Source organism: Tabrizicola sp. BL-A-41-H6, from assembly GCF_050632395.1.
Taxonomy (GTDB): Bacteria; Pseudomonadota; Alphaproteobacteria; order Rhodobacterales; family Rhodobacteraceae; genus JAUYQR01.
Map to the genome: position 1 here is coordinate 361,251 of NZ_CP192600.1, position 17,495 is coordinate 378,745.

17 protein-coding genes are annotated in these 17,495 nt (G+C 64.6%); 12 read left to right on the forward strand and 5 right to left on the reverse strand.

Features of this window, described 5'->3' with window-relative positions; translation table 11 throughout:
- The first annotated feature begins 41 nt into the window (after positions 1-41).
- Both ACROUL_RS01765 and ACROUL_RS01770 read left to right on the forward strand, forming a co-directional pair.
- Positions 42-923 carry an AEC family transporter gene (locus ACROUL_RS01765; RefSeq protein ID WP_431297842.1) on the forward strand — a complete coding sequence of 294 codons (882 nt, stop codon included), beginning with the start codon at positions 42-44 and terminating at the stop codon, positions 921-923.
- An 80-nt stretch (positions 924-1,003) separates the two neighbouring features.
- Positions 1,004-1,582: a lytic transglycosylase gene (locus ACROUL_RS01770; RefSeq protein WP_431297843.1), complete on the forward strand. Its 579-nt coding sequence runs from the start codon at positions 1,004-1,006 to the stop codon at positions 1,580-1,582.
- Positions 1,583-1,585: 3 nt separating this feature from the next.
- Here the strand turns inward: ACROUL_RS01770 and ACROUL_RS01775 are convergent, their stop codons facing one another.
- Positions 1,586-2,188 carry a LolA family protein gene (locus ACROUL_RS01775; protein ID WP_431297844.1) on the reverse strand — a complete coding sequence of 201 codons (603 nt, stop codon included), beginning with the start codon at positions 2,186-2,188 and terminating at the stop codon, positions 1,586-1,588.
- Positions 2,189-2,457: 269 nt separating this feature from the next.
- On the opposite strand from ACROUL_RS01775, the gene ACROUL_RS01780 reads away from it, so the two are divergent.
- Entirely contained in the window at positions 2,458-3,762 is a 1,305-nt protein-coding gene (locus ACROUL_RS01780) for a D-amino acid dehydrogenase (protein ID WP_431297845.1), read from the forward strand.
- A gap of 3 nt (positions 3,763-3,765) precedes the next feature.
- Here ACROUL_RS01780 and ACROUL_RS01785 read toward each other — a convergent pair whose 3' ends face one another.
- The gene (locus ACROUL_RS01785) at positions 3,766-5,703 is read right to left on the reverse strand and encodes a lytic transglycosylase domain-containing protein (RefSeq protein WP_431297846.1); all 1,938 of its coding nucleotides are present in this window, start codon (positions 5,701-5,703) and stop codon (positions 3,766-3,768) included.
- 137 nt (positions 5,704-5,840) lie between these two features.
- On the opposite strand from ACROUL_RS01785, the gene dapA reads away from it, so the two are divergent.
- The 3 genes from dapA to ACROUL_RS01800 all read left to right on the forward strand — a co-directional run bounded on the left by dapA (position 5,841) and on the right by ACROUL_RS01800 (position 8,717).
- Positions 5,841-6,713, forward strand: a complete 873-nt coding sequence (dapA, locus tag ACROUL_RS01790; protein WP_431297847.1) for a 4-hydroxy-tetrahydrodipicolinate synthase — start codon at positions 5,841-5,843, stop codon at positions 6,711-6,713.
- 109 nt (positions 6,714-6,822) lie between these two features.
- The gene (locus ACROUL_RS01795) at positions 6,823-7,851 is read left to right on the forward strand and encodes a trans-3-hydroxy-L-proline dehydratase (protein WP_431297848.1); all 1,029 of its coding nucleotides are present in this window, start codon (positions 6,823-6,825) and stop codon (positions 7,849-7,851) included.
- Complete coding sequence (locus ACROUL_RS01800) at positions 7,848-8,717, forward strand: DMT family transporter (protein ID WP_431297849.1); 870 nt, start codon at positions 7,848-7,850, stop codon at positions 8,715-8,717. The genes ACROUL_RS01795 and ACROUL_RS01800 overlap by 4 nt, the downstream gene beginning before the upstream one ends.
- Here ACROUL_RS01800 and rlmH read toward each other — a convergent pair.
- From rlmH to ACROUL_RS01815, 3 genes are all read right to left on the reverse strand, one after another.
- Positions 8,705-9,175 carry a 23S rRNA (pseudouridine(1915)-N(3))-methyltransferase RlmH gene (gene rlmH, locus ACROUL_RS01805; RefSeq protein WP_431297850.1) on the reverse strand — a complete coding sequence of 157 codons (471 nt, stop codon included), beginning with the start codon at positions 9,173-9,175 and terminating at the stop codon, positions 8,705-8,707. The genes ACROUL_RS01800 and rlmH overlap by 13 nt on opposite strands.
- Positions 9,175-9,606 (reverse strand): ribosome silencing factor, encoded by a 432-nt coding sequence (gene rsfS / locus ACROUL_RS01810; protein WP_431297851.1) that lies wholly within the window; start codon positions 9,604-9,606, stop codon positions 9,175-9,177. Before rsfS ends, rlmH begins: the two co-directional genes overlap by 1 nt.
- Positions 9,607-9,727: 121 nt before the next feature.
- On the reverse strand, positions 9,728-10,345 hold the full coding sequence (locus ACROUL_RS01815; RefSeq protein ID WP_431297852.1) for an SOUL family heme-binding protein: 618 nt from the start codon (positions 10,343-10,345) through the stop codon (positions 9,728-9,730).
- Positions 10,346-10,574: 229 nt separating this feature from the next.
- Between ACROUL_RS01815 and leuC the strand changes: the two genes are divergently transcribed.
- The 6 genes from leuC (at position 10,575) to leuB (ending at position 17,470) form a co-directional block, all read left to right on the forward strand.
- Positions 10,575-12,002 (forward strand): 3-isopropylmalate dehydratase large subunit, encoded by a 1,428-nt coding sequence (gene leuC, locus ACROUL_RS01820; protein WP_431297853.1) that lies wholly within the window; start codon positions 10,575-10,577, stop codon positions 12,000-12,002.
- A 62-nt stretch (positions 12,003-12,064) separates the two neighbouring features.
- Positions 12,065-13,366, forward strand: coding sequence for a glycosyltransferase family 4 protein (locus ACROUL_RS01825; RefSeq protein WP_431301224.1), 1,302 nt, complete (start codon positions 12,065-12,067; stop codon positions 13,364-13,366).
- A 15-nt stretch (positions 13,367-13,381) separates the two neighbouring features.
- Positions 13,382-13,987: a 3-isopropylmalate dehydratase small subunit gene (gene leuD, locus ACROUL_RS01830; protein WP_431297854.1), complete on the forward strand. Its 606-nt coding sequence runs from the start codon at positions 13,382-13,384 to the stop codon at positions 13,985-13,987.
- 375 nt (positions 13,988-14,362) lie between these two features.
- Positions 14,363-15,226 carry a hypothetical protein gene (locus ACROUL_RS01835; RefSeq protein ID WP_431301225.1) on the forward strand — a complete coding sequence of 288 codons (864 nt, stop codon included), beginning with the start codon at positions 14,363-14,365 and terminating at the stop codon, positions 15,224-15,226.
- Positions 15,227-15,270: 44 nt separating this feature from the next.
- Positions 15,271-16,281, forward strand: a complete 1,011-nt coding sequence (locus ACROUL_RS01840) for an endonuclease/exonuclease/phosphatase family protein (RefSeq protein WP_431297855.1) — start codon at positions 15,271-15,273, stop codon at positions 16,279-16,281.
- An 82-nt stretch (positions 16,282-16,363) separates the two neighbouring features.
- Positions 16,364-17,470, forward strand: coding sequence for a 3-isopropylmalate dehydrogenase (gene leuB / locus ACROUL_RS01845; RefSeq protein ID WP_431297856.1), 1,107 nt, complete (start codon positions 16,364-16,366; stop codon positions 17,468-17,470).
- The last annotated feature ends 25 nt before the right edge of the window (positions 17,471-17,495 follow it).

The following is a 17,495-nucleotide window of genomic DNA, read 5'->3' on the forward strand; positions in this document are numbered from 1 at the left end:
CTCTTGTCCATCATCGCGGCAGGACACAAGGGAAACAGTCTGTGAACATTATCCTTACAGTGCTGCAGATTGTTGCTCCGGTGGCTATTCTGGGCGGGATTGGCTTTCTTTGGGTCAAAGCCGGGTTCGAATACCGGATGGAGTTCATCACCCGGTTGTGCATGACGCTTTCGGTTCCCGCGCTTATTTTCACCGCGCTGATGAAGACCGAGATCGAACCGACCGCTTTGCGGGACCTGACGTTGGCCTCGATGGCGGCTTACGGGGTGCTGACGGTGATCTTCTGGGGGGTCACGTCGGCTCTGCGGCTGGAGACGCGGACGTATCTGTCGCCGATGATCTTTGGCAACACGGGGAATGTGGGGCTGCCGCTGGCCTTCTTTGCGTTCGGGCAGACGGGGCTTGATTTCGCGGTGGTGGTGTTCGCGGTGATGGCGGTGTGGAGTTTTACCTTCGGGCTTTGGGTTGTGGCGGGGGGCGGGTCGCCCTTGCGGGTGCTGAAGGAGCCGCTGGTGGGAGCAACGCTTCTGGGGGCACTGTTCCTGTGGCAGGGGTGGCAGACGCCGGAGTGGTTGACGCGGTCGCTGGAGCTGCTGGGGCAGATTGCGATTCCCTTGATGCTGATCACGCTGGGGGTGGCGGTGGCGCGGCTGTCGGCGGGGCATCTGGGGCGCGCGGTGTGGCTGAGCCTGTTGCGCGCGGTGGTGTGCATCGGCGTGGCGGCAGGGGTTGGCTGGGCGCTGGGGCTGCCGCCGGTGGCGCTGGCGGTGCTGGTGTTGCAGGTGTCGACGCCGGTGGCGGTGACGTCCTATATGCTGGCGGCGAAGTATGGCGCCGATAGTGATGCAGTGGCGGGAATGGTCATCGCGTCCACGCTGCTGTCGGTGGTGACGCTGCCGGTCACTCTCGCTTTTCTGATCTGAGGGTGGGGAGTTCCCCATTTCAACTGGGGGCCGAATGCACTATCTTGCCGGCAAAAGACTTATAAAGGCACGAGGGGCAGATGAGCAGGTTTCTCCGTGCGTCGTTGTTGTTGCTGGTTCTGGCCTCTTGTGGAGGCGGCAACTATTCGGCGCCAAGGCAGATGGATGACGCCTGCGCGATCATCCGCGAACGTCCCAAATATCTGCGCGCGATGGAGGCGACGGAACGTCGATGGGGCGTGCCGGTGCATGTGCTGATGGCGACGATCTATCAGGAATCCAAGTTCATCGGCAACGCGCGCACGCCGCATACCTTTGCGCTGGGCATCATTCCGATGGGGCGGCAAAGCACGGCCTACGGCTATAGCCAGGCGTTGAACGGCACCTGGGAAGAGTATCAGGACACCGAAGGCGGCCGCGGCGCCAAGCGTGACGACATCCGTGACGCGACCGATTTCATGGGCTGGTACATGGACGGATCAACGCAGAAGCTGGGAATTTCCAAATCGGACGCGGAGTCCCAATACCTTGCCTACCACGAGGGGCGGACCGGATTTGCCAGCCAGTCCCACCTTGGCAAGCCGTGGCTGGTTGAGGTTGCGGCCAAGGTGGGCGCGCGGTCCGAGATGTACCGCCAGCAGTTGCAGGCCTGCCGCTAAGCCTTAGTTTGCCCGCTTCCGCGTTTCGGCGGTGATGTCGAAGAGCGAGGCGCCAAGCTGCCCGCCCTTCTGCATTTCGCCAAGGATCACAGTGGTTTGCGCGCCGAGGTCATCGGTGATGATCCACTGGCGCAATTCCACCGGATCGGCGGTGAACACCAATTCGATCGAGCCGTATTCCGGGTGTTCGGGATCTTGGGCGCGCACGCGGGTAGACGTGCCATCCTCGGTATGCGCAACCACCATCTTGGCGCGGGCAAGGTCGATGTTCTCTGCAAGGATCAGGTTCAGGGGCGTGCGCTTCAGGGGGTATTGTTCGGGCGGCTGGTTCGATTTCGCATCAAATATCGCGACCTGCTGACCACCGGCCATCACGAGGCTGCGGTCCGGCGGGGCATATTCGAACCGCACCCGGCCCGGACGCTTGATGAATATCTTGCCGGTGGCGATGCTGCCGTCGGAGTTCACTTGGGTAAAGTCTGCTTCGACCGTGGACAGGCCGTTCAGATAATTCGACAGCGTGCCAAGCGGAATCTTCTCCGCCAGAGCGGGAAAGGTGAAGGCGGCAAGGGCAAGCGGGGCCAGAAAGGCGGTGCGAATGTTCATGCCTGTGAATATAGCGGCGCGGTGGCGCGCTTGCACCCCTGCGCAAAGGATTGTCGCGGGGTTGTGCCGATGGCGTGATGGCGCGTGACCTATCGCGGCAGCGCGGATTCGTTCGCGTGATCTGGGCGTGGGTGGATATTTCTTCGATAGATTGGCGATAGAACCGAAGAAACTTCGTGTAATGTTGTCAGATTGCGCAATCTTCCCCAAGAAATTCCTGCGCTTCGGCGTATTTTCCGGCCAAGCGGGCTTTTGGCAGGATGGGTCAGATGAAAGTTGTCGTTCTTGGTGCGGGCGTGATCGGCGTAACCTCGGCCTGGTATCTGGCACAGGCCGGGCATGAGGTGACGGTGATCGACCGGCAGCGCGCGCCGGCCCTGGAAACATCCTTTGCCAACGCGGGTGAGATCAGCCCCGGCTACGCCTCGCCCTGGGCCGCGCCGGGCATTCCGGTGAAGGCGCTTAAGTGGATGTTCATGGAACATGCGCCGCTGATCATCCAGCCGAAGATGGACCTGACCAAGCTGTCGTGGATGGCGCGGATGCTGATGAACTGCACGGCCGAGGCCTATGCGGTGAACAAAAGCCGGATGGTGCGGCTGGCGGAATATTCGCGCGATTGCCTGATGGACCTACGCGCCGAGACCGGCATTTCCTATGACGAGCGCACACAAGGCACCTTGCAGTTGTTCCGTACCGAAAAGCAGGTTGCGGCGGCGGAGAAGGACATTGCTGTCCTTAAGGCCGACGGGGTGCCGTTCGAGGTGCTGGACGCTGATCAATGCGTCGCGGCCGAGCCGGGGCTGGCCGCGTCGCGCGGCAAGATCGCGGGCGGGTTGCGGCTGCCGGGCGACGAGACGGGCGATTGCTTCAAGTTCACGCAAAGCCTGTCGAAGCTGGCCGAAGCGGCGGGCGTGACCTTCCGTTATGGCGTTGGGATCGACCGTCTGGAGGTCGAGGCTGGCCGGATCGTGGCGGTGCATACGTCGGAAGGTCGGGTGACGGCGGATGCCTTCGTGGTGGCGCTGGGATCGTATTCGCCGGCGCTGGTCGCGCCTTTGGGGATGAAGCTGCCGGTCTACCCGGTGAAAGGCTATTCGATCACCGTGCCGATCGTGGACGAGGCGCGCGCGCCGGTGTCGACGGTGATGGACGAGACCCACAAGATCGCGATCACCCGGCTGGGCGACCGTATCCGTGTGGGCGGGATGGCCGAACTTGCCGGCTTCGACATGAGCCTTTCGCCGAAGCGGCAGGCGACCCTGACCCATTCGGTCGAGGATCTGTTCGGCGGCGCGGGCGACCAGGCGCGCGCCAGCTTCTGGTGCGGCCTGCGTCCGATGACGCCGGACGGGACGCCGGTGGTGGGCCGCTCGCCTATTGCGAACCTTTACCTCAACACCGGGCACGGCACGCTGGGCTGGACGATGGCCGCAGGGTCGGGCCGGGTGCTGGCCGACATCATGTCGGGCAAGCGGGCCGAGATCGAGGCCGGCGACCTAGGCTATTCGCGCTACGTGCGTGAGGCCGGTCGCGGCAAGCGGGCAGGCGGTGGGATGCCGGTTCCGGCGTAATCGTCAGCCCTTCAGTTCCGAGGTGATCCGCACCGGACCGGCCTGACCTTTCAGCTTGGCCCGGTAGATCACCACGCCTTCCACGACACGCATCACATAGGTGCGGGTTTCCGTGAAGGGGATGGTTTCGACCCAATCGACGATGTCGACATCCGGCCTGCGCGGATCGCCGAATTCGGTGATCCAACGGCGCGGACGGCCGGGGCCGGCGTTGTAACCCGATGCGATCAGCGCGACGGAGGGACCGAATTCGTCTGCCATCTCGGCCAGGTAGGCGGCCCCCATCGCGACGTTGTAGGCCGGGTCGGAGAACAGGCGTCCAGCCTCGAACGGTTTGCCCAGCTTGTCCGCCATATGCTTGGCCGTGCCGGGCAGCACCTGCATCAACCCGCGCGCATCGGCGGATGAGCGGGCGGCGGGGTCGAATTCGCTTTCGCGCCGGGCAATGGCAAGGGCGAGGGCGCGGCTGACCTTCAGCCCATCGGGCACGAAAGCGGGAACGGGGTAGTAGGCGCGTGGCAGGATCAGTCCGCGTTCGGCGGCGAATTTGCCGACAAGGACGGCGATGTGCGGCTCTTCGATCGCCAGTGCCATGTCGGCAAGCTGCGCAAGCTCGGGATCTGTCAGGTTTTCGCCAAGGTGCAGGATGAAGCGTTTGGCCAGCGTCAGATCGCCTGCCTTCAGCAATAGGAACGCAGCCTCCAGAACCGACGAGCGCGCAAACGCGGCCTGACGCCAATCCGGCGGGCGTTTGTCGGACAGAAGGGCCGGGTCAAGCGACAGGCCAAGCCGTTCGGCGGCGAGAAGGCCGTAGTAGGCGGTCTGGTGCTGTGCGGCGGCGCGGTAGGTTGCGGTCGCGTCCTGACCGGCAGCCTCTTCGGCGCGGGCCTGCCAGTAAAGCGCGCGGGCAAGGCTGATGGGGGTGGAAACGCCAGCCTTCAGGTGGGCGAAGTGTTTCAGCGCGGTGGCGGGATCGTTCAGTTTGCGCAGGGCGATGAAGCCCGACAGAAACTCAAGATCCGCATAATCCGAGCCTTCGGTCAGATGATGGCGCGAGGCGACGCGGTAGGCTTCGGACGCGCGGTCCTGCCGGATCAGCCAGCGCGCCAGCACGGCGCGCCGGTCGGCCCAGACGTCCGGGCGGCCCAAGGTTTCGGCGCTGTCGGAGCGTTCGAGGATCAGCGCAAGCGCGTCGTCGTAGAGGTCTTTCTTCATCCGCCATTGAAAGCGTTCGAAGGCAAGGCCGGGGTCACTGGCCAGCGCCTTTGGCACGGCGGCGATCAACCCGGTGACGCCAGCGCTTTCGGAGCGGAGAGCAAGGCGGGCGCGGGCCAGCGCCTGCTGGCCTTCGGACACGCGGGGCAGCATCCGATCGGCCTCGGCCTTGCGGCCCTGCCAGAGCAGCGTATCCAGCCGCAGGTCATGGACAAAGCCCACCGCTTCGGGCGCGAGGCCGATCAGCTTCGCCTCTTCCTCGGCGGTGAAGGGTAGGGTGGACCACGCGCGCATCGCTTCTGTCTCGGCCTCGGCGGCGCGGCCGGTGGCCAGCAGTGCGCCGACGAGGGCGACAGAGCCGGTACCGGTTTCAGGCAGGTCAGAGCCGAAATAGGCGATCACGCGGGCGGGGTCGGTGGACCGTGCAACCGCCTCTTCGCCCTTCTCCTTCAGAAGCGGAAGGCCCGGCCAATCGGAGCGCTTGACAAGAAACGCCTCATACTCGCCCAGCCGCCCCTCGCCGGCGCGCAGGCGCTGCCATTCGATGACATCGCGGCCCACGCCTTGCGGCGCAACCGACAGGGCGCCGTTCCAGTCGCTGCCCGCTGCCAGTTCCAGCGCGGTGCGCATTGCCTGAACCTCGTCGGCACGGGCCGTGCTGAAGGGCACAGCGGCGATCAGCAGGACAAGGGGAAGGGCGCGGACGAATGCAGGGAAAACTTTCATGCGGCGGAAAATGCCTGACCCGCTCGCTGACGACAACCCACGACTGCGTTAGCTGCAAGACTTGGCTTTGCGGGGGGACCGGTCTAAGACGATGGCGTTTGCAACCGGGCCGGATGGTCCAATGAGGGAGATGCGTCATGATCAGAGGGTCCATTCCAGCCCTGGTGACGCCGTTCAAGAACGGCGAACTCGATCTGGTGACGCTGAAAAAACTCGTCGACTGGCACATTGCCGAAGGGTCGACCGGGATCGTGCCGGTGGGCACCACGGGCGAAAGCCCGACGCTGAGCCACGCCGAACATCAAAAGGTGATCGAGGAAGTGGTCGCCGCCGTTGCGGGCCGGGTGCCGGTGATCGCGGGCGCGGGGTCGAACAACACGGTCGAGGGGATTTCCCTCATCCGGCACGCCGAAAAGGTCGGGGCCGATGCGGCGCTGGTGGTAACGCCCTACTACAACAAGCCGACGCAGGCGGGCCTCATCGCGCATTACACAGCGCTGCATGATTGCTGCCGGTTGCCGATCATCATCTACAACATTCCCGGCCGCTCGGTCGTGGACATGAGCCCCGAAACGATGGGCAAGCTGGCCGAGTTGCCCCGGATCATCGGGGTCAAGGACGCAACCGGCAAGATCGAGCGCGTGTCGATGCAACGCGCGACCTGCGGGGCGGACTTCATCCAGCTGTCGGGCGAGGACGCGACCGCGCTTGGCTTCAACGCGCATGGCGGGGTCGGCTGCATTTCGGTGACCGCGAACGTCGCGCCGCGCCTGTGCGCCGAGTTCCAGGCGGCAACGCTGGCCGGCGATTACGCCCGCGCGCTGGAGTATCAGGACCGGCTGATGCCGCTGCACGAGGCGATCTTCATCGAACCGGGGTTGGTCGGCGCGAAATACGGGCTTTCGCTGCTGGGGCTGTGCAGCGAGGAAGTTCGGCTGCCGCTGGTTGGGCTGACCGATGGCACCAAGGCGAAGATCAAGGCCGCGATGAAGCACGCCGGTGTGATCTGACCGGTTTCAGCTGTCTTCAAATATCCCCGCCGGAGGCTTCTGCGGGCAAGGCCGGAAACCTCTGGCAGGGATAGTTCCTGACAGATGAAGGACCGCTGGTGAGGGCAAGATGCGAACATCCAAGGTAATTCACGTGATTTCGGCTCATGCCGAGGGCGAGGTTGGTGACGTGATCGTCGGCGGCGTTGCACCGCCGCCGGGCGCTACCCTGTGGGAGATGCGCGAGGCGCTGTGGCAGGACCAGACCCTGCGGCGGTTCCTGCTGAACGAACCGCGCGGCGGGGTGTTCCGGCATGTGAACCTGCTGGTGCCGCCGAAAGACCCGCGCGCACAGATGGGCTTCATCATCATGGAACCCGAAGACAACCCGCCGATGTCGGGATCAAACTCGATCTGCGTGGCGACCGTGCTTCTGGACAGCGGCATCATCCCGATGGTGGAGCCGGTGACGGAGTTGGTTCTGGAAGCGCCCGGCGGTCTGGTTGCGGTGCGGGCGGAATGCCGAAACGGCAAGGCCGAGCGCATCTTCGTGCGCAACCTGCCGTCTTTTGCCGACCGTCTGGGGGTGCCGCTGGAGGTTCCGGGGATCGGGCGGTTGATCGTGGACACGGCCTATGGGGCGGACAGTTTCGTGGTGGTGGACGCTGCGGCGCTGGGCTTTAACCATGCGCCCGAGGAGGCCCATGCGATGGCAAAGCTGGGTGTCCAGATCACCACGGCGGCGGATGAGCAGATCGGCTTTTCGCACCCCGAAAACCCGGACTGGCGGCATTTTTCGTTCTGCCTGTTCGCGGGGCCATTGGTGCGGGTGGCGGATGGCTGGGAGACGAAGCACGCCGTTTCCGTTCGCCCCGGCAAGATCGACCGGTCTCCCACCGGCACGGCGGTTTCGGCGCGGCTGGCGCTGATGGCGGCGCGCGGCCAGATCGGGCCGGGCGAGGTGTTGCGGGCGCGGTCGCTGATCGGCGGGCAGTTCGAGGGGCGCATCGTCGGCGCGGCTCGGGTGGGTGAGAAGCCTGCGATCCTGCCCGAAATCTCGGGCCGGGCGTGGATCACCGGCACGCACCAGCACATGCTGGACCCCGCCGATCCGTGGCCAGAAGGTTACCGGCTGTCCGACACCTGGGGCGCGCGGTGATCCTGTCGGACAACCATCGCGGCGCGCTTTACATGACCGGCTCGATGGCGGGCTTTGCGGTTGAGGACGTGTTCGTCAAGGCCGCCGCCAAGGTGATGCCCTTGGGCCAGATCCTGCTGCTGATGGGGATCGTCGGGGTGCTGGTGTTCGCCCTGATGGCAAAGGCAAGGGGCGAAACGGTGGCACCGCGCGCCTTTGTGGCCCCGGCGATGCTGGTGCGGTCGGCGTTCGAGGTGGTGGGGCGTCTGTTCTATGGCCTTTCCATTGCGCTGACGGCGCTGTCCACCACCTCTGCGATCCTGCAGGCGACGCCGTTGGTCGTGGTTGCGGCGGCGGCGCTGTTCTTTGGCGAGAAGGTCGGCTGGCAACGCTGGCTGGCGGTTATCGTCGGGTTTGTCGGCGTGCTTGTCATCCTGCGACCGGGGGTGGAGGGGTTTTCTGCCCTGTCGCTGTTGGCTGTCGTGGGTCTGTTGGGCTTTGCCGGGCGTGACCTTGCGACGCGGGCGGCGCCCAAGGGGCTGTCGAACCGGCAGTTGGGAATTCTGGGGTTTGCCATGCTGGCGACGGCGGGTGCGATCTTGCTTGCGTGGAGCGGCGGGGCAGTGCTTCCGGACCTGCATGGGCTGGCGCTAATTGCGGGGGGCAGCGTGTTCGGCATCCTTGGATATCACGCGTTGACCGGGGCGATGCGGACGGGCGAAGTGTCGCTGGTCACGCCGTTTCGCTACACCCGTCTGGTGTTCGCAATGATCCTTGCGATGGCGATATTCAATGAGCGGCCGGATGCGGCGACTTGGGCCGGTGCGGCGCTGGTCGTGGCCTCGGGCATTTACACGCTGACGCGCAGCCGCGCTCAGACCCGGTGATACGGCGAGCCGGACAGGATCGTCGTGGCGCGGTAAAGCTGTTCGGCCAGCATCACGCGCACCAGCATGTGCGGCCAGACCATGCGGCCAAAGCTGATCGCAAGATCGGCGCGGGCGCGCAGGCCGGGGTCGATTCCATCTGCGCCGCCGATGATGAAAGCCGCGTCCTGCCGGCCGGTGTCACGCCACTGGGCAAGCTGGGTGGCAAGGTCTGGGCTGGACAGGGTCTTGCCGCGTTCATCCAGCACAACCAGCGCCGCGCCGGCGGGCAGGGCGCGCGCCAGAAGCTCGGCTTCAGCCGCCATGCCACCGCCGCGCTTGTCTTCGACCTCGTGTTCGGTGACAGGGCCAAGGCCCAGCGCGCGACCGGTGCGGTCGGCGCGGGCAAGGTAATCATCCACCAGCACGCGTTCAGGCCCGGCGCGCAGCCGACCAACGGCGCACAGGTGAAGCCGCATCAGCCTTTGGCGGCCAGCGTGGACCCTGCGGGAAGCCACATCTTTTCAAGCTGGTAGAATTCCCGAACCTCGGGGCGGAAGACGTGGACGATCACGTCGGACGCGTCGATCAACACCCAGTCGCCGGTTTCCTTGCCTTCCATCTTGGCGGAAATGCGGAACTCCTGCTTCAGCCGGTCGGCCAGCTTTTCCGAGATCGAGGCCACCTGCCGCGACGACCGTCCCGAACAGATGACCATGTAATCGGCAACGTCGGACCGACCGCGCAGGTCGATCTGGACGATATCCTCGGCCTTGTCGTCGTCGACCGAGGCAAGGACAGCGGCCAGAACCTGTTCAGAGGAATAACCCGGCTCTGCGGGGTTTGTCGGGCGCGGGCCGACCGGAAGGCCGGTCGCTGGATCAGAATGAGACAGGACAAAGTCCTCCATGGAACGCGCGGAACGGCTTCCGCGCCAGCAATTCAGTCAAGGCTACCACCCAAAGGGCGCAATCTCAACCGACCGAAGGCTGGGGCACTACCTTTCGGGCGGTGGCTTGGCAAGGCATGGCTCACTTCAGGGTGAAAGCCACTTCGTTTCGGCGGTTCCACGGCATCCGGAACGGGGGGTCGTAGAACATGAACTGCGGTGCGCCGGACAGGGTCAGCCCCTTGGCGGCGGCCCAGGCGCGCAATTCCTCGGTGCGTTTTGCCAAGGCGGCGGTGGTGGGGATGCCCGAGAACCGCAGGACGGCCATACGCACGGGATCGGTGGTAATGAACCGGATGCGGCTGTCCTTGGGTTTTGGCAGTGTGTCCAGCGTGTATTCGGACGGCATCATGAACTGAACGGTCCAGCCCTGATCCGATTCCACCTGCGTCACGGGGGTGGTCATGGCGATCTTTTCAGACGGTGCCTGGATGACGGGCGTGGTCATCGCGACCTTGGCCTTCGCCTCGTTGCCGCCGAAGATGTAACCCGCCAGGACGCGAAAGCCCGCGTTGATCGCGGCGTCACGGCTGCCCGATACCGTGACTTCCGCCGCGATATGCGGGGGATAGCTGCGGATTTCGACCGCGCCTTCGGTGCTTTCAACCGTGTAGTCCGGGGTTTCGTTGCCGTTGTACATGTCAGCCTCCGCCGGGGCAGAGAGGCCGGCCGCCAATGTCATCGCCAGGATCCAGCGCATGGTCAGCCCCTTCGCGTGTGTGTTTACCCTTCAGATGTGCGCGCCGGCCTTGCTTTGCGAGGGGCAAAGGCGTATTTCGCTGCGCATGACGCGCTTTTTCGACATTGCCGACCATGATCGCCTGCCGTGGCGGTTCACCGCGCTGAACCGGTCTGTCCTCGCACGACTTGCCTGACGCCTTTCCCGCGTCTGCCGACTTTCCCCATTCGCCAAACAGATGAGATGAGCCATGACCGCTCCGCGCACGCTTTATGACAAGATCTGGGACGACCACGTTGTCCATCAGGCCGAGGATGGCACCTGCCTGCTGTATATCGACCGCCACCTCGTGCATGAGGTGACCAGCCCGCAAGCCTTCGAAGGGCTGCGGATGACGGGCCGCAAGGTGCGCGCCCCGGAAAAGACCATCGCCGTGCCGGACCATAACGTGCCGACAACGCTGGACCGCGCCAATGCGGCCACGATGACCGAAGACAGCCGCGTGCAGGTGGCAGCCCTTGACCAGAACGCCAAGGATTTCGGGATCAACTACTATCCGGTGTCCGATGTGCGCCAAGGCATCGTCCACATCGTCGGGCCGGAACAGGGCTGGACGCTGCCGGGCATGACCGTGGTCTGTGGTGACAGCCACACCGCGACGCATGGTGCGTTCGGCTCGCTGGCCCACGGCATCGGCACGTCGGAGGTGGAGCATGTGCTGGCGACGCAGACGCTGATCCAGCGCAAGGCCAAGAACATGAAGGTCGAGATCACCGGTTCGTTGCGCCCCGGCGTGACGGCCAAGGACATCACCCTGTCGGTGATCGGTGAAACCGGCACCGCGGGCGGTACGGGCTATGTGATCGAATACTGTGGTCAGGCGATCCGCGAGTTGTCGATGGAAGGCCGCATGACCGTCTGCAACATGGCGATCGAGGGTGGCGCCCGCGCCGGCCTGATCGCGCCGGACGAAAAGACCTTTGCCTATTGCATGGGCCGCCCGCACGCACCGAAAGGTGCGAAGTGGGAGGCGGCGCTGGCCTACTGGAAGACGCTTTATACCGACGAGGGCGCGCATTTCGACAAGGTCGTGACGATCAAGGGCGAGGATATCGCCCCGGTCGTGACATGGGGCACCAGCCCCGAGGATGTGCTGCCGATCACCGGCGTCGTCCCCTCGCCGTCGGATTTCACCGGCGGCAAGGTCGAGGCGGTGCAGCGGTCGCTGGAGTATATGGGCCTGACCCCCGGCCAGAAGCTGAGCGAGATCGAGATCGACACTGTGTTCATCGGGTCTTGCACCAACGGCCGGATCGAAGACCTGCGGGCCGCTGCGGCGATCCTGAAGGGCAAGAAGAAGAAGGACGGCATCCGGGCTATGGTGGTGCCGGGTTCGGGTCTGGTGCGGGCGCAGGCGGAAGAAGAAGGTCTGGCGCAGATTTTCATCGACGCCGGGTTTGAATGGCGTCTGGCGGGTTGCTCCATGTGCCTTGCGATGAACCCCGACCAACTTTCGCCGGGCGAACGCTGTGCGGCCACGTCGAACCGCAACTTCGAAGGCCGTCAGGGCCGGGGCGGGCGCACGCACCTTCTGTCGCCCGCGATGGCGGCGGCGGCGGCGATCACCGGGCGCCTGACGGACGTGCGCGAAATGATGGGTCAGGCGCAGACCGCATGACATCGCGCGATGCCGGTCGTGCCAGCCAGCCCTTTGCCCCGGTTGATCCGGGTCGGGATGGCATGGCACGTCGGCTGCGGGTGCTTGTCATCGCCGAGGCGGCAAATCCTGAATGGGTTTCTGTGCCGCTGGTCGGGTGGTCTATCGCCACGGCGCTCAGGGCGCATCATGATGTCTTCATCGTAACCCAGATCCGCAACCGCGACGCCTTTCTGCGTGCCGGCCTGATCGAGGGGACGGACTTCGCCGCCATCGACTCCGAGGCGGTTGCGCGGCCGGTCTACAAGATGGCCGAGGTCTTGCGGATGGGCAGTGGCAAGGGCTGGACAATGGTGACCGCATTGTCGTCGGCGCTGGCCTACCGCTATTTCGAACGCGAGCTCTGGCAAGTGTTCGGAGACCGGATCAAGGGTGGTGCCTTTGATATCGTTCACCGGGTGACACCTTTGACCCCCACCGCCACCAGCAGCATTGCCGCAAAATGCGCGCGGGCTGGTGTGCCTTTTGTCTTGGGGCCACTGAATGGCGGGGTGCCCTGGCCCGAGGGATTCGACGCGGAACGTCGGCGCGAGCGGGAGTGGCTTTCGTATCTGCGGGGGGTTTATCGCCTGTCGTCGTCGCGCAGCCGCATGTTTCGCGCGACCGCCGCCGTGATCGCCGGATCACGCCACACCGCGCGCGAGATTCCGGCGGCGCAACAGGCGAAGGTCACGCTGATCCCCGAAAACGGCATTGATCCTGCACGCTTCAACGCCGTGTCGCTGCAGGACATCACAGGCCCGATCCGCGGCTGCTTTGTCGGGCGGTTGGTTCCCTACAAAGGGTGTGACATGCTGATCGAGGCGGCCGACCCGCACCTGCGCGCAGGTCGACTGACGCTGGATATCCTTGGCGACGGGCCGATGATGCCGGTGCTGCAGGCGATGATCGCAGAGCGGGGCATTGGCGACGCCGTCCGTCTGCACGGCTGGGTCGATCACCGCGAGGTGCAGAAGATCCTGTCGCAGGCCAACCTGCTGACCTTCCCCTCGATCCGGGAATTCGGCGGTGGGGTGGTGCTGGAGGCGATGGCGCTGGGCGTGGTTCCGGTGATCTGCGATTACGCGGGGCCGGGGGAACTGGTCGACGACGCGGTCGGCTACAAGATGGGCAACCGTTCCCAGATCATCGATCGGCTGCGTGATTGCCTTGGCACCATCCTTGACGCGCCCGAAGCCCTGCCACCCCGCTCTGCGGCGGCGCGCGCCCGCGTCGCCCAGCTTTTTACCTGGGACCGCAAGGCCCGCCAGATTTCGGCGGTCTATGATTGGGTGCTGAATCCGGTCGGTCCCATGCCGCAACCCGTTCCGCTTTCTGGCGGATGATAAAGGAGTAACCTGATGGACAAGTTCACCACCCTGACCGGCATTGCCGCGCCGATGCCGCTGGTCAACATCGACACCGACATGATCATCCCCAAGCAGTTCCTCAAGACCATCAAGCGGTCAGGACTGGGCGTGAACCTGTTCGACGAGATGCGCTACACCCAGGACGGCAAGGAAATCCCGGATTTCGTGCTGAACCAGCCGGCCTATCGCAACGCCGAGATTCTGGTGGCAGGCGACAACTTCGGCTGCGGCTCCTCGCGCGAACATGCGCCTTGGGCGCTTCTGGATTTCGGCATCCGCTGCGTGATCTCGACCAGCTTTGCTGACATTTTCTACAACAACTGCTTCAAGAACGGCATCCTGCCGATCGTGATGCCGCAGGATGTGGTGGATGCGCTGATGGCTGATGCCCGCAAAGGCGCCAATGCCCGGATCACCGTCGATTTGCCGTCGCAGACGGTCACCACATCGGACGGCAAGGTGTTCCCGTTCGAGGTGGACAGCCACCGAAAGCATTGCCTGATCAACGGGCTGGATGACATCGGCCTGACGATGGAAAAGGCGCCCGCAATTGCCGCCTATGAGGCGAAGGCGGCCACGCTCCGCCCCTGGGCCTGAGCCCAGCCTTACCGGGCCTCTGATCAAAGCGAGGGGCGCAGGCGACTGCGCCCTTTCGCATTCAAGTGATTCGGGAAGGATTCGGTCCGTTCGACGGGCCTGTTTTCACCGCCCGGTTGTGCGCACTGGCCATGTGGATTCCTTGGCGGCGAACCACAAGATATTGTAAGCGCTTGCACGCATTAATGAATGTGAAAGAAAATTCTCGCATTTATGCAACAGACCGTCCCTGAAATGGCCATAAAGCTGGTGTTTCGTTGAAGAAATGTTGCGCGCTCGTGGGGAGGCCTTAACAAATTGGGCAAAATTGAGGCACTGATCAAAAACGTGCGCGACTTCTTTGGTACCCGGCTTGAGGTTCGGATCGTCCCGTCGATGGACGGTCACGCCCGGACATGGCTGAACCGTGCAACGGGCGCGGCGGTTCGCGCGTTTCTGGTGATGATCCTGATCGTGATGCCCTCGGTCATCCTGCCGGGCATCGGCACCGATACCAAGCAGATCGTCGCGCTGATGGCGCTGTTTGCCGGGGCGCTGGTGTTCATGGAATACAACGCCGTCTACCCCAGCCTTGTCGAATTTCGCGATGGTGCGCCGTTCAACCGCATCCGTTACCTGATGCTGCTGGCGATCATAATCACGCTGTCGGTCATCGTGGCAGACCGTGAAGACCCCACCACCGTGACGCGGCTTTTCCGGGCCGTTGGGATGCTGATCGGGCAGTCGCTGGATTTCCCCTATTCGCCGGTTCGGCTGGCGTCCTACATGATGTCGGAAACCGCGACCCCGGCCGAAGTGCTGGATGTGCGCACCGCGGCTGGCACGGCTTATTTCCTGTCGATCCTGTCGCTGGCGGTGTTCGTGATCGTGCTGAAACTGGCGGGCTGGCCGTCGACGAAAAGCGCCTTCAACGTCTGGGTCAACCTGCCGACGTTCGAACCCACCGCAGGCGGCGACGTGGTCGACCGGCTGGAGCGGGACGCGCGGTTCAACCTTGCGGTCGGTTTCCTGCTGCCTTTCCTCATTCCCACGATGGTCACGCTGGCCAGTTCCGGGCTGCCGCCCTCGACCCTGACATCGGCGCAGACCCTGATCTGGACGATGGCGGCGTGGGCCTTCCTGCCCGCAAGCCTTTTGATGCGGGGTGTGGCCATGGGCCGGATCGCTGACATGATCCGCACGAAGCGCGGCCTTGTTCCCACCGACGAAGAAGCCCTTGACGCGATGGCGAAGGCCTGACCCTGCGCGCGACGCTTCTTGCGCTGTGGCTGGCCGTCTTGCCAATGGCGCTGGCGGCAGAACCGCTGCGCGTTGCCACCTACAACGTCGATCTGGCGCGCACCGGGCCGGGGCTATTGGTGCAGGATCTGGTCGCGGGCGATGATCCGCAGATTGCGGCGCTGGTGCGGGTGCTGGTGGCGCTGGATGCCGATGTGCTGCTGTTGACCGATGTGGATTATGACGCGGGGCTGGTGGCGCTGGGCCTTTTGGCCAATGCGCTGGAAACGGCCGGCGAGCCCTATCCGCACCGGTTCGCGCTGCGACCGAACACCGGCGACCAGACCGGTTTCGATATCGACGGCAACCGCCGGATCGGTGACCCGCGTGATGCGCAGGGGTTTGGGTTGTTTGCCGGAAATGGCGGTATGGCGATCCTCTCGCGCTTGCCGCTGGACGAGGCCGGGGTGCGCGATTTCTCGGATTACCTCTGGCGCGACCTGCCGCAGACCCTAGGCACCGACGCGCCCGATCTTGCTGCCTTGCAGCGCCTTGCTACGACGGGTTTCTGGGATGTGCCGGTGCTGACCGATCAAGGCCCGCTGCACCTGCTGGCCTGGCACGCGACGCCCCCGGTGTTCGACGGCCCGGAAGATCGCAATGGCCGCCGCAACCATGACGAGGCGGCGTTCTGGCGGCTGATGCTGGACGGCGCGCTGCCGATGGCCGCCCCGGCCGTGCCGTTCGTCGTGCTGGGGGATGCGAACCTTGACCCCAACGATGGCGACGGCCTTCGCGACGGGATCGCGGCCCTTCTGGCGCACCCCGCGCTGCAAGACCCTGCCCCGCGTGGCACGCATGGGCGGCTGGAGCCTGACCATGCCGGCGACCCGGCGCTGGACACCGCGCTTTATGCCGAAATCGGCGGACTTCGGGTCGATCTGGTGCTGCCCTCGGCCGCTCTTGCCGTCACTGGCGCAGGCGTCCTCTGGCCCCCTGACAGCGACCCCCTTGCCGCCGATCTGGCCGCTGCATCACGCCACCGCCCGGTCTGGGTGGACCTGACCCTGCCCTGACCGCGCAAAGCCAACCGTCTGCGCTTGACCACCACCTGCCAAGGGGCTACGCGATCCCCGTCATTTCCGCAGGAGAACGCCCGTGGCCAACCCATCCCTTCTTATCCTCGCCGGCGACGGCATCGGCCCCGAAGTCATGGCCGAGGTGAAAAAGATCATCGGCTGGTTCGGCACCAAGCGCGGCATCGCGTTCGATGTCAGCGAAGACCTTGTCGGCGGCTGCGCCTATGACGTGCATGGCACGCCGCTTACGGATGCCACGATGGCGAAGGCGCAAGAAGTGGACGCGGTGCTTTTGGGCGCGGTGGGCGGCCCGAAATACGACAAGCTCGATTTCAGCGTGAAGCCCGAGCGCGGCCTTCTGCGCCTGCGCAAGGAGATGGACCTGTTTTCCAACCTGCGTCCGGCGCAGTGCTTTGACGCGCTGGCTGATTTCTCCAGCCTGAAGAAAGAGGTCGTCGCGGGCCTTGATATCGTCATCGTGCGCGAACTGACCTCGGGCATCTATTTCGGCGAGCCGCGCGGGATCTTCACCGAAGGCAACGAGCGGGTGGGCATCAACACCCAGCGCTACACGGAATCCGAGATTGCCCGCGTTGCCCGTTCGGCGTTCGAACTGGCGCGCAAGCGCAACAACAAGGTCTGCTCGATGGAGAAGGCCAACGTGATGGAATCGGGCATCCTGTGGCGCGAAGTGGTGCAGGAGATTCACGACAAGGAATATCCCAACGTCGAGCTGACCCACATGTATGCCGACGCCGGCGCAATGCAGTTGTGCCGCTGGCCCAAGCAGTTCGACGTGATCGTCACCGACAACCTGTTTGGCGACATGCTGTCCGATATGGCAGCGATGCTGACCGGGTCGCTTGGCATGTTGCCCTCGGCCTCGCTGGGCTTGCCGATGGCCAATGGCCGCCCGAAGGCGCTGTATGAACCGGTGCACGGATCGGCCCCCGACATTGCCGGAACCGGCAAGGCCAACCCGATCGCCTGCATCCTGTCGTTTGCGATGGCGCTGCGCTATTCCTTCGATCTTGGGGCCGAGGCGACCCGTGTTGAACAGGCGGTCGAAAAGGTGCTGGCCGACGGTGTCCGCACGGCAGATCTGATGGGCCCCGAAGGCGGCGTGCCGGTTTCGACCAGCCAGATGGGCGACGCGGTGATCGCAGCACTTGACGCCAGCCTTTAAGCGGCGGGCGCGGCACCAGACACCA

Coding starts and splice junctions, on each gene's coding strand:
- ACROUL_RS01770 (WP_431297843.1), top strand. CDS start 1,004: ATGAGCAGGTTTCTCCGTGCGTCGTTGTTGTTGCTGGTTCTGGCCTCT.
- ACROUL_RS01775 (WP_431297844.1), bottom strand. CDS start 2,188: ATGAACATTCGCACCGCCTTTCTGGCCCCGCTTGCCCTTGCCGCCTTC.
- ACROUL_RS01780 (WP_431297845.1), top strand. CDS start 2,458: ATGAAAGTTGTCGTTCTTGGTGCGGGCGTGATCGGCGTAACCTCGGCC.
- ACROUL_RS01785 (WP_431297846.1), bottom strand. CDS start 5,703: ATGAAAGTTTTCCCTGCATTCGTCCGCGCCCTTCCCCTTGTCCTGCTG.
- dapA (WP_431297847.1), top strand. CDS start 5,841: ATGATCAGAGGGTCCATTCCAGCCCTGGTGACGCCGTTCAAGAACGGC.
- ACROUL_RS01795 (WP_431297848.1), top strand. CDS start 6,823: ATGCGAACATCCAAGGTAATTCACGTGATTTCGGCTCATGCCGAGGGC.
- rlmH (WP_431297850.1), bottom strand. CDS start 9,175: ATGCGGCTTCACCTGTGCGCCGTTGGTCGGCTGCGCGCCGGGCCTGAA.
- rsfS (WP_431297851.1), bottom strand. CDS start 9,606: ATGGAGGACTTTGTCCTGTCTCATTCTGATCCAGCGACCGGCCTTCCG.
- ACROUL_RS01815 (WP_431297852.1), bottom strand. CDS start 10,345: ATGCGCTGGATCCTGGCGATGACATTGGCGGCCGGCCTCTCTGCCCCG.
- leuC (WP_431297853.1), top strand. CDS start 10,575: ATGACCGCTCCGCGCACGCTTTATGACAAGATCTGGGACGACCACGTT.
- ACROUL_RS01825 (WP_431301224.1), top strand. CDS start 12,065: ATGGCACGTCGGCTGCGGGTGCTTGTCATCGCCGAGGCGGCAAATCCT.
- leuD (WP_431297854.1), top strand. CDS start 13,382: ATGGACAAGTTCACCACCCTGACCGGCATTGCCGCGCCGATGCCGCTG.
- ACROUL_RS01835 (WP_431301225.1), top strand. CDS start 14,363: ATGGACGGTCACGCCCGGACATGGCTGAACCGTGCAACGGGCGCGGCG.
- ACROUL_RS01840 (WP_431297855.1), top strand. CDS start 15,271: ATGGCGCTGGCGGCAGAACCGCTGCGCGTTGCCACCTACAACGTCGAT.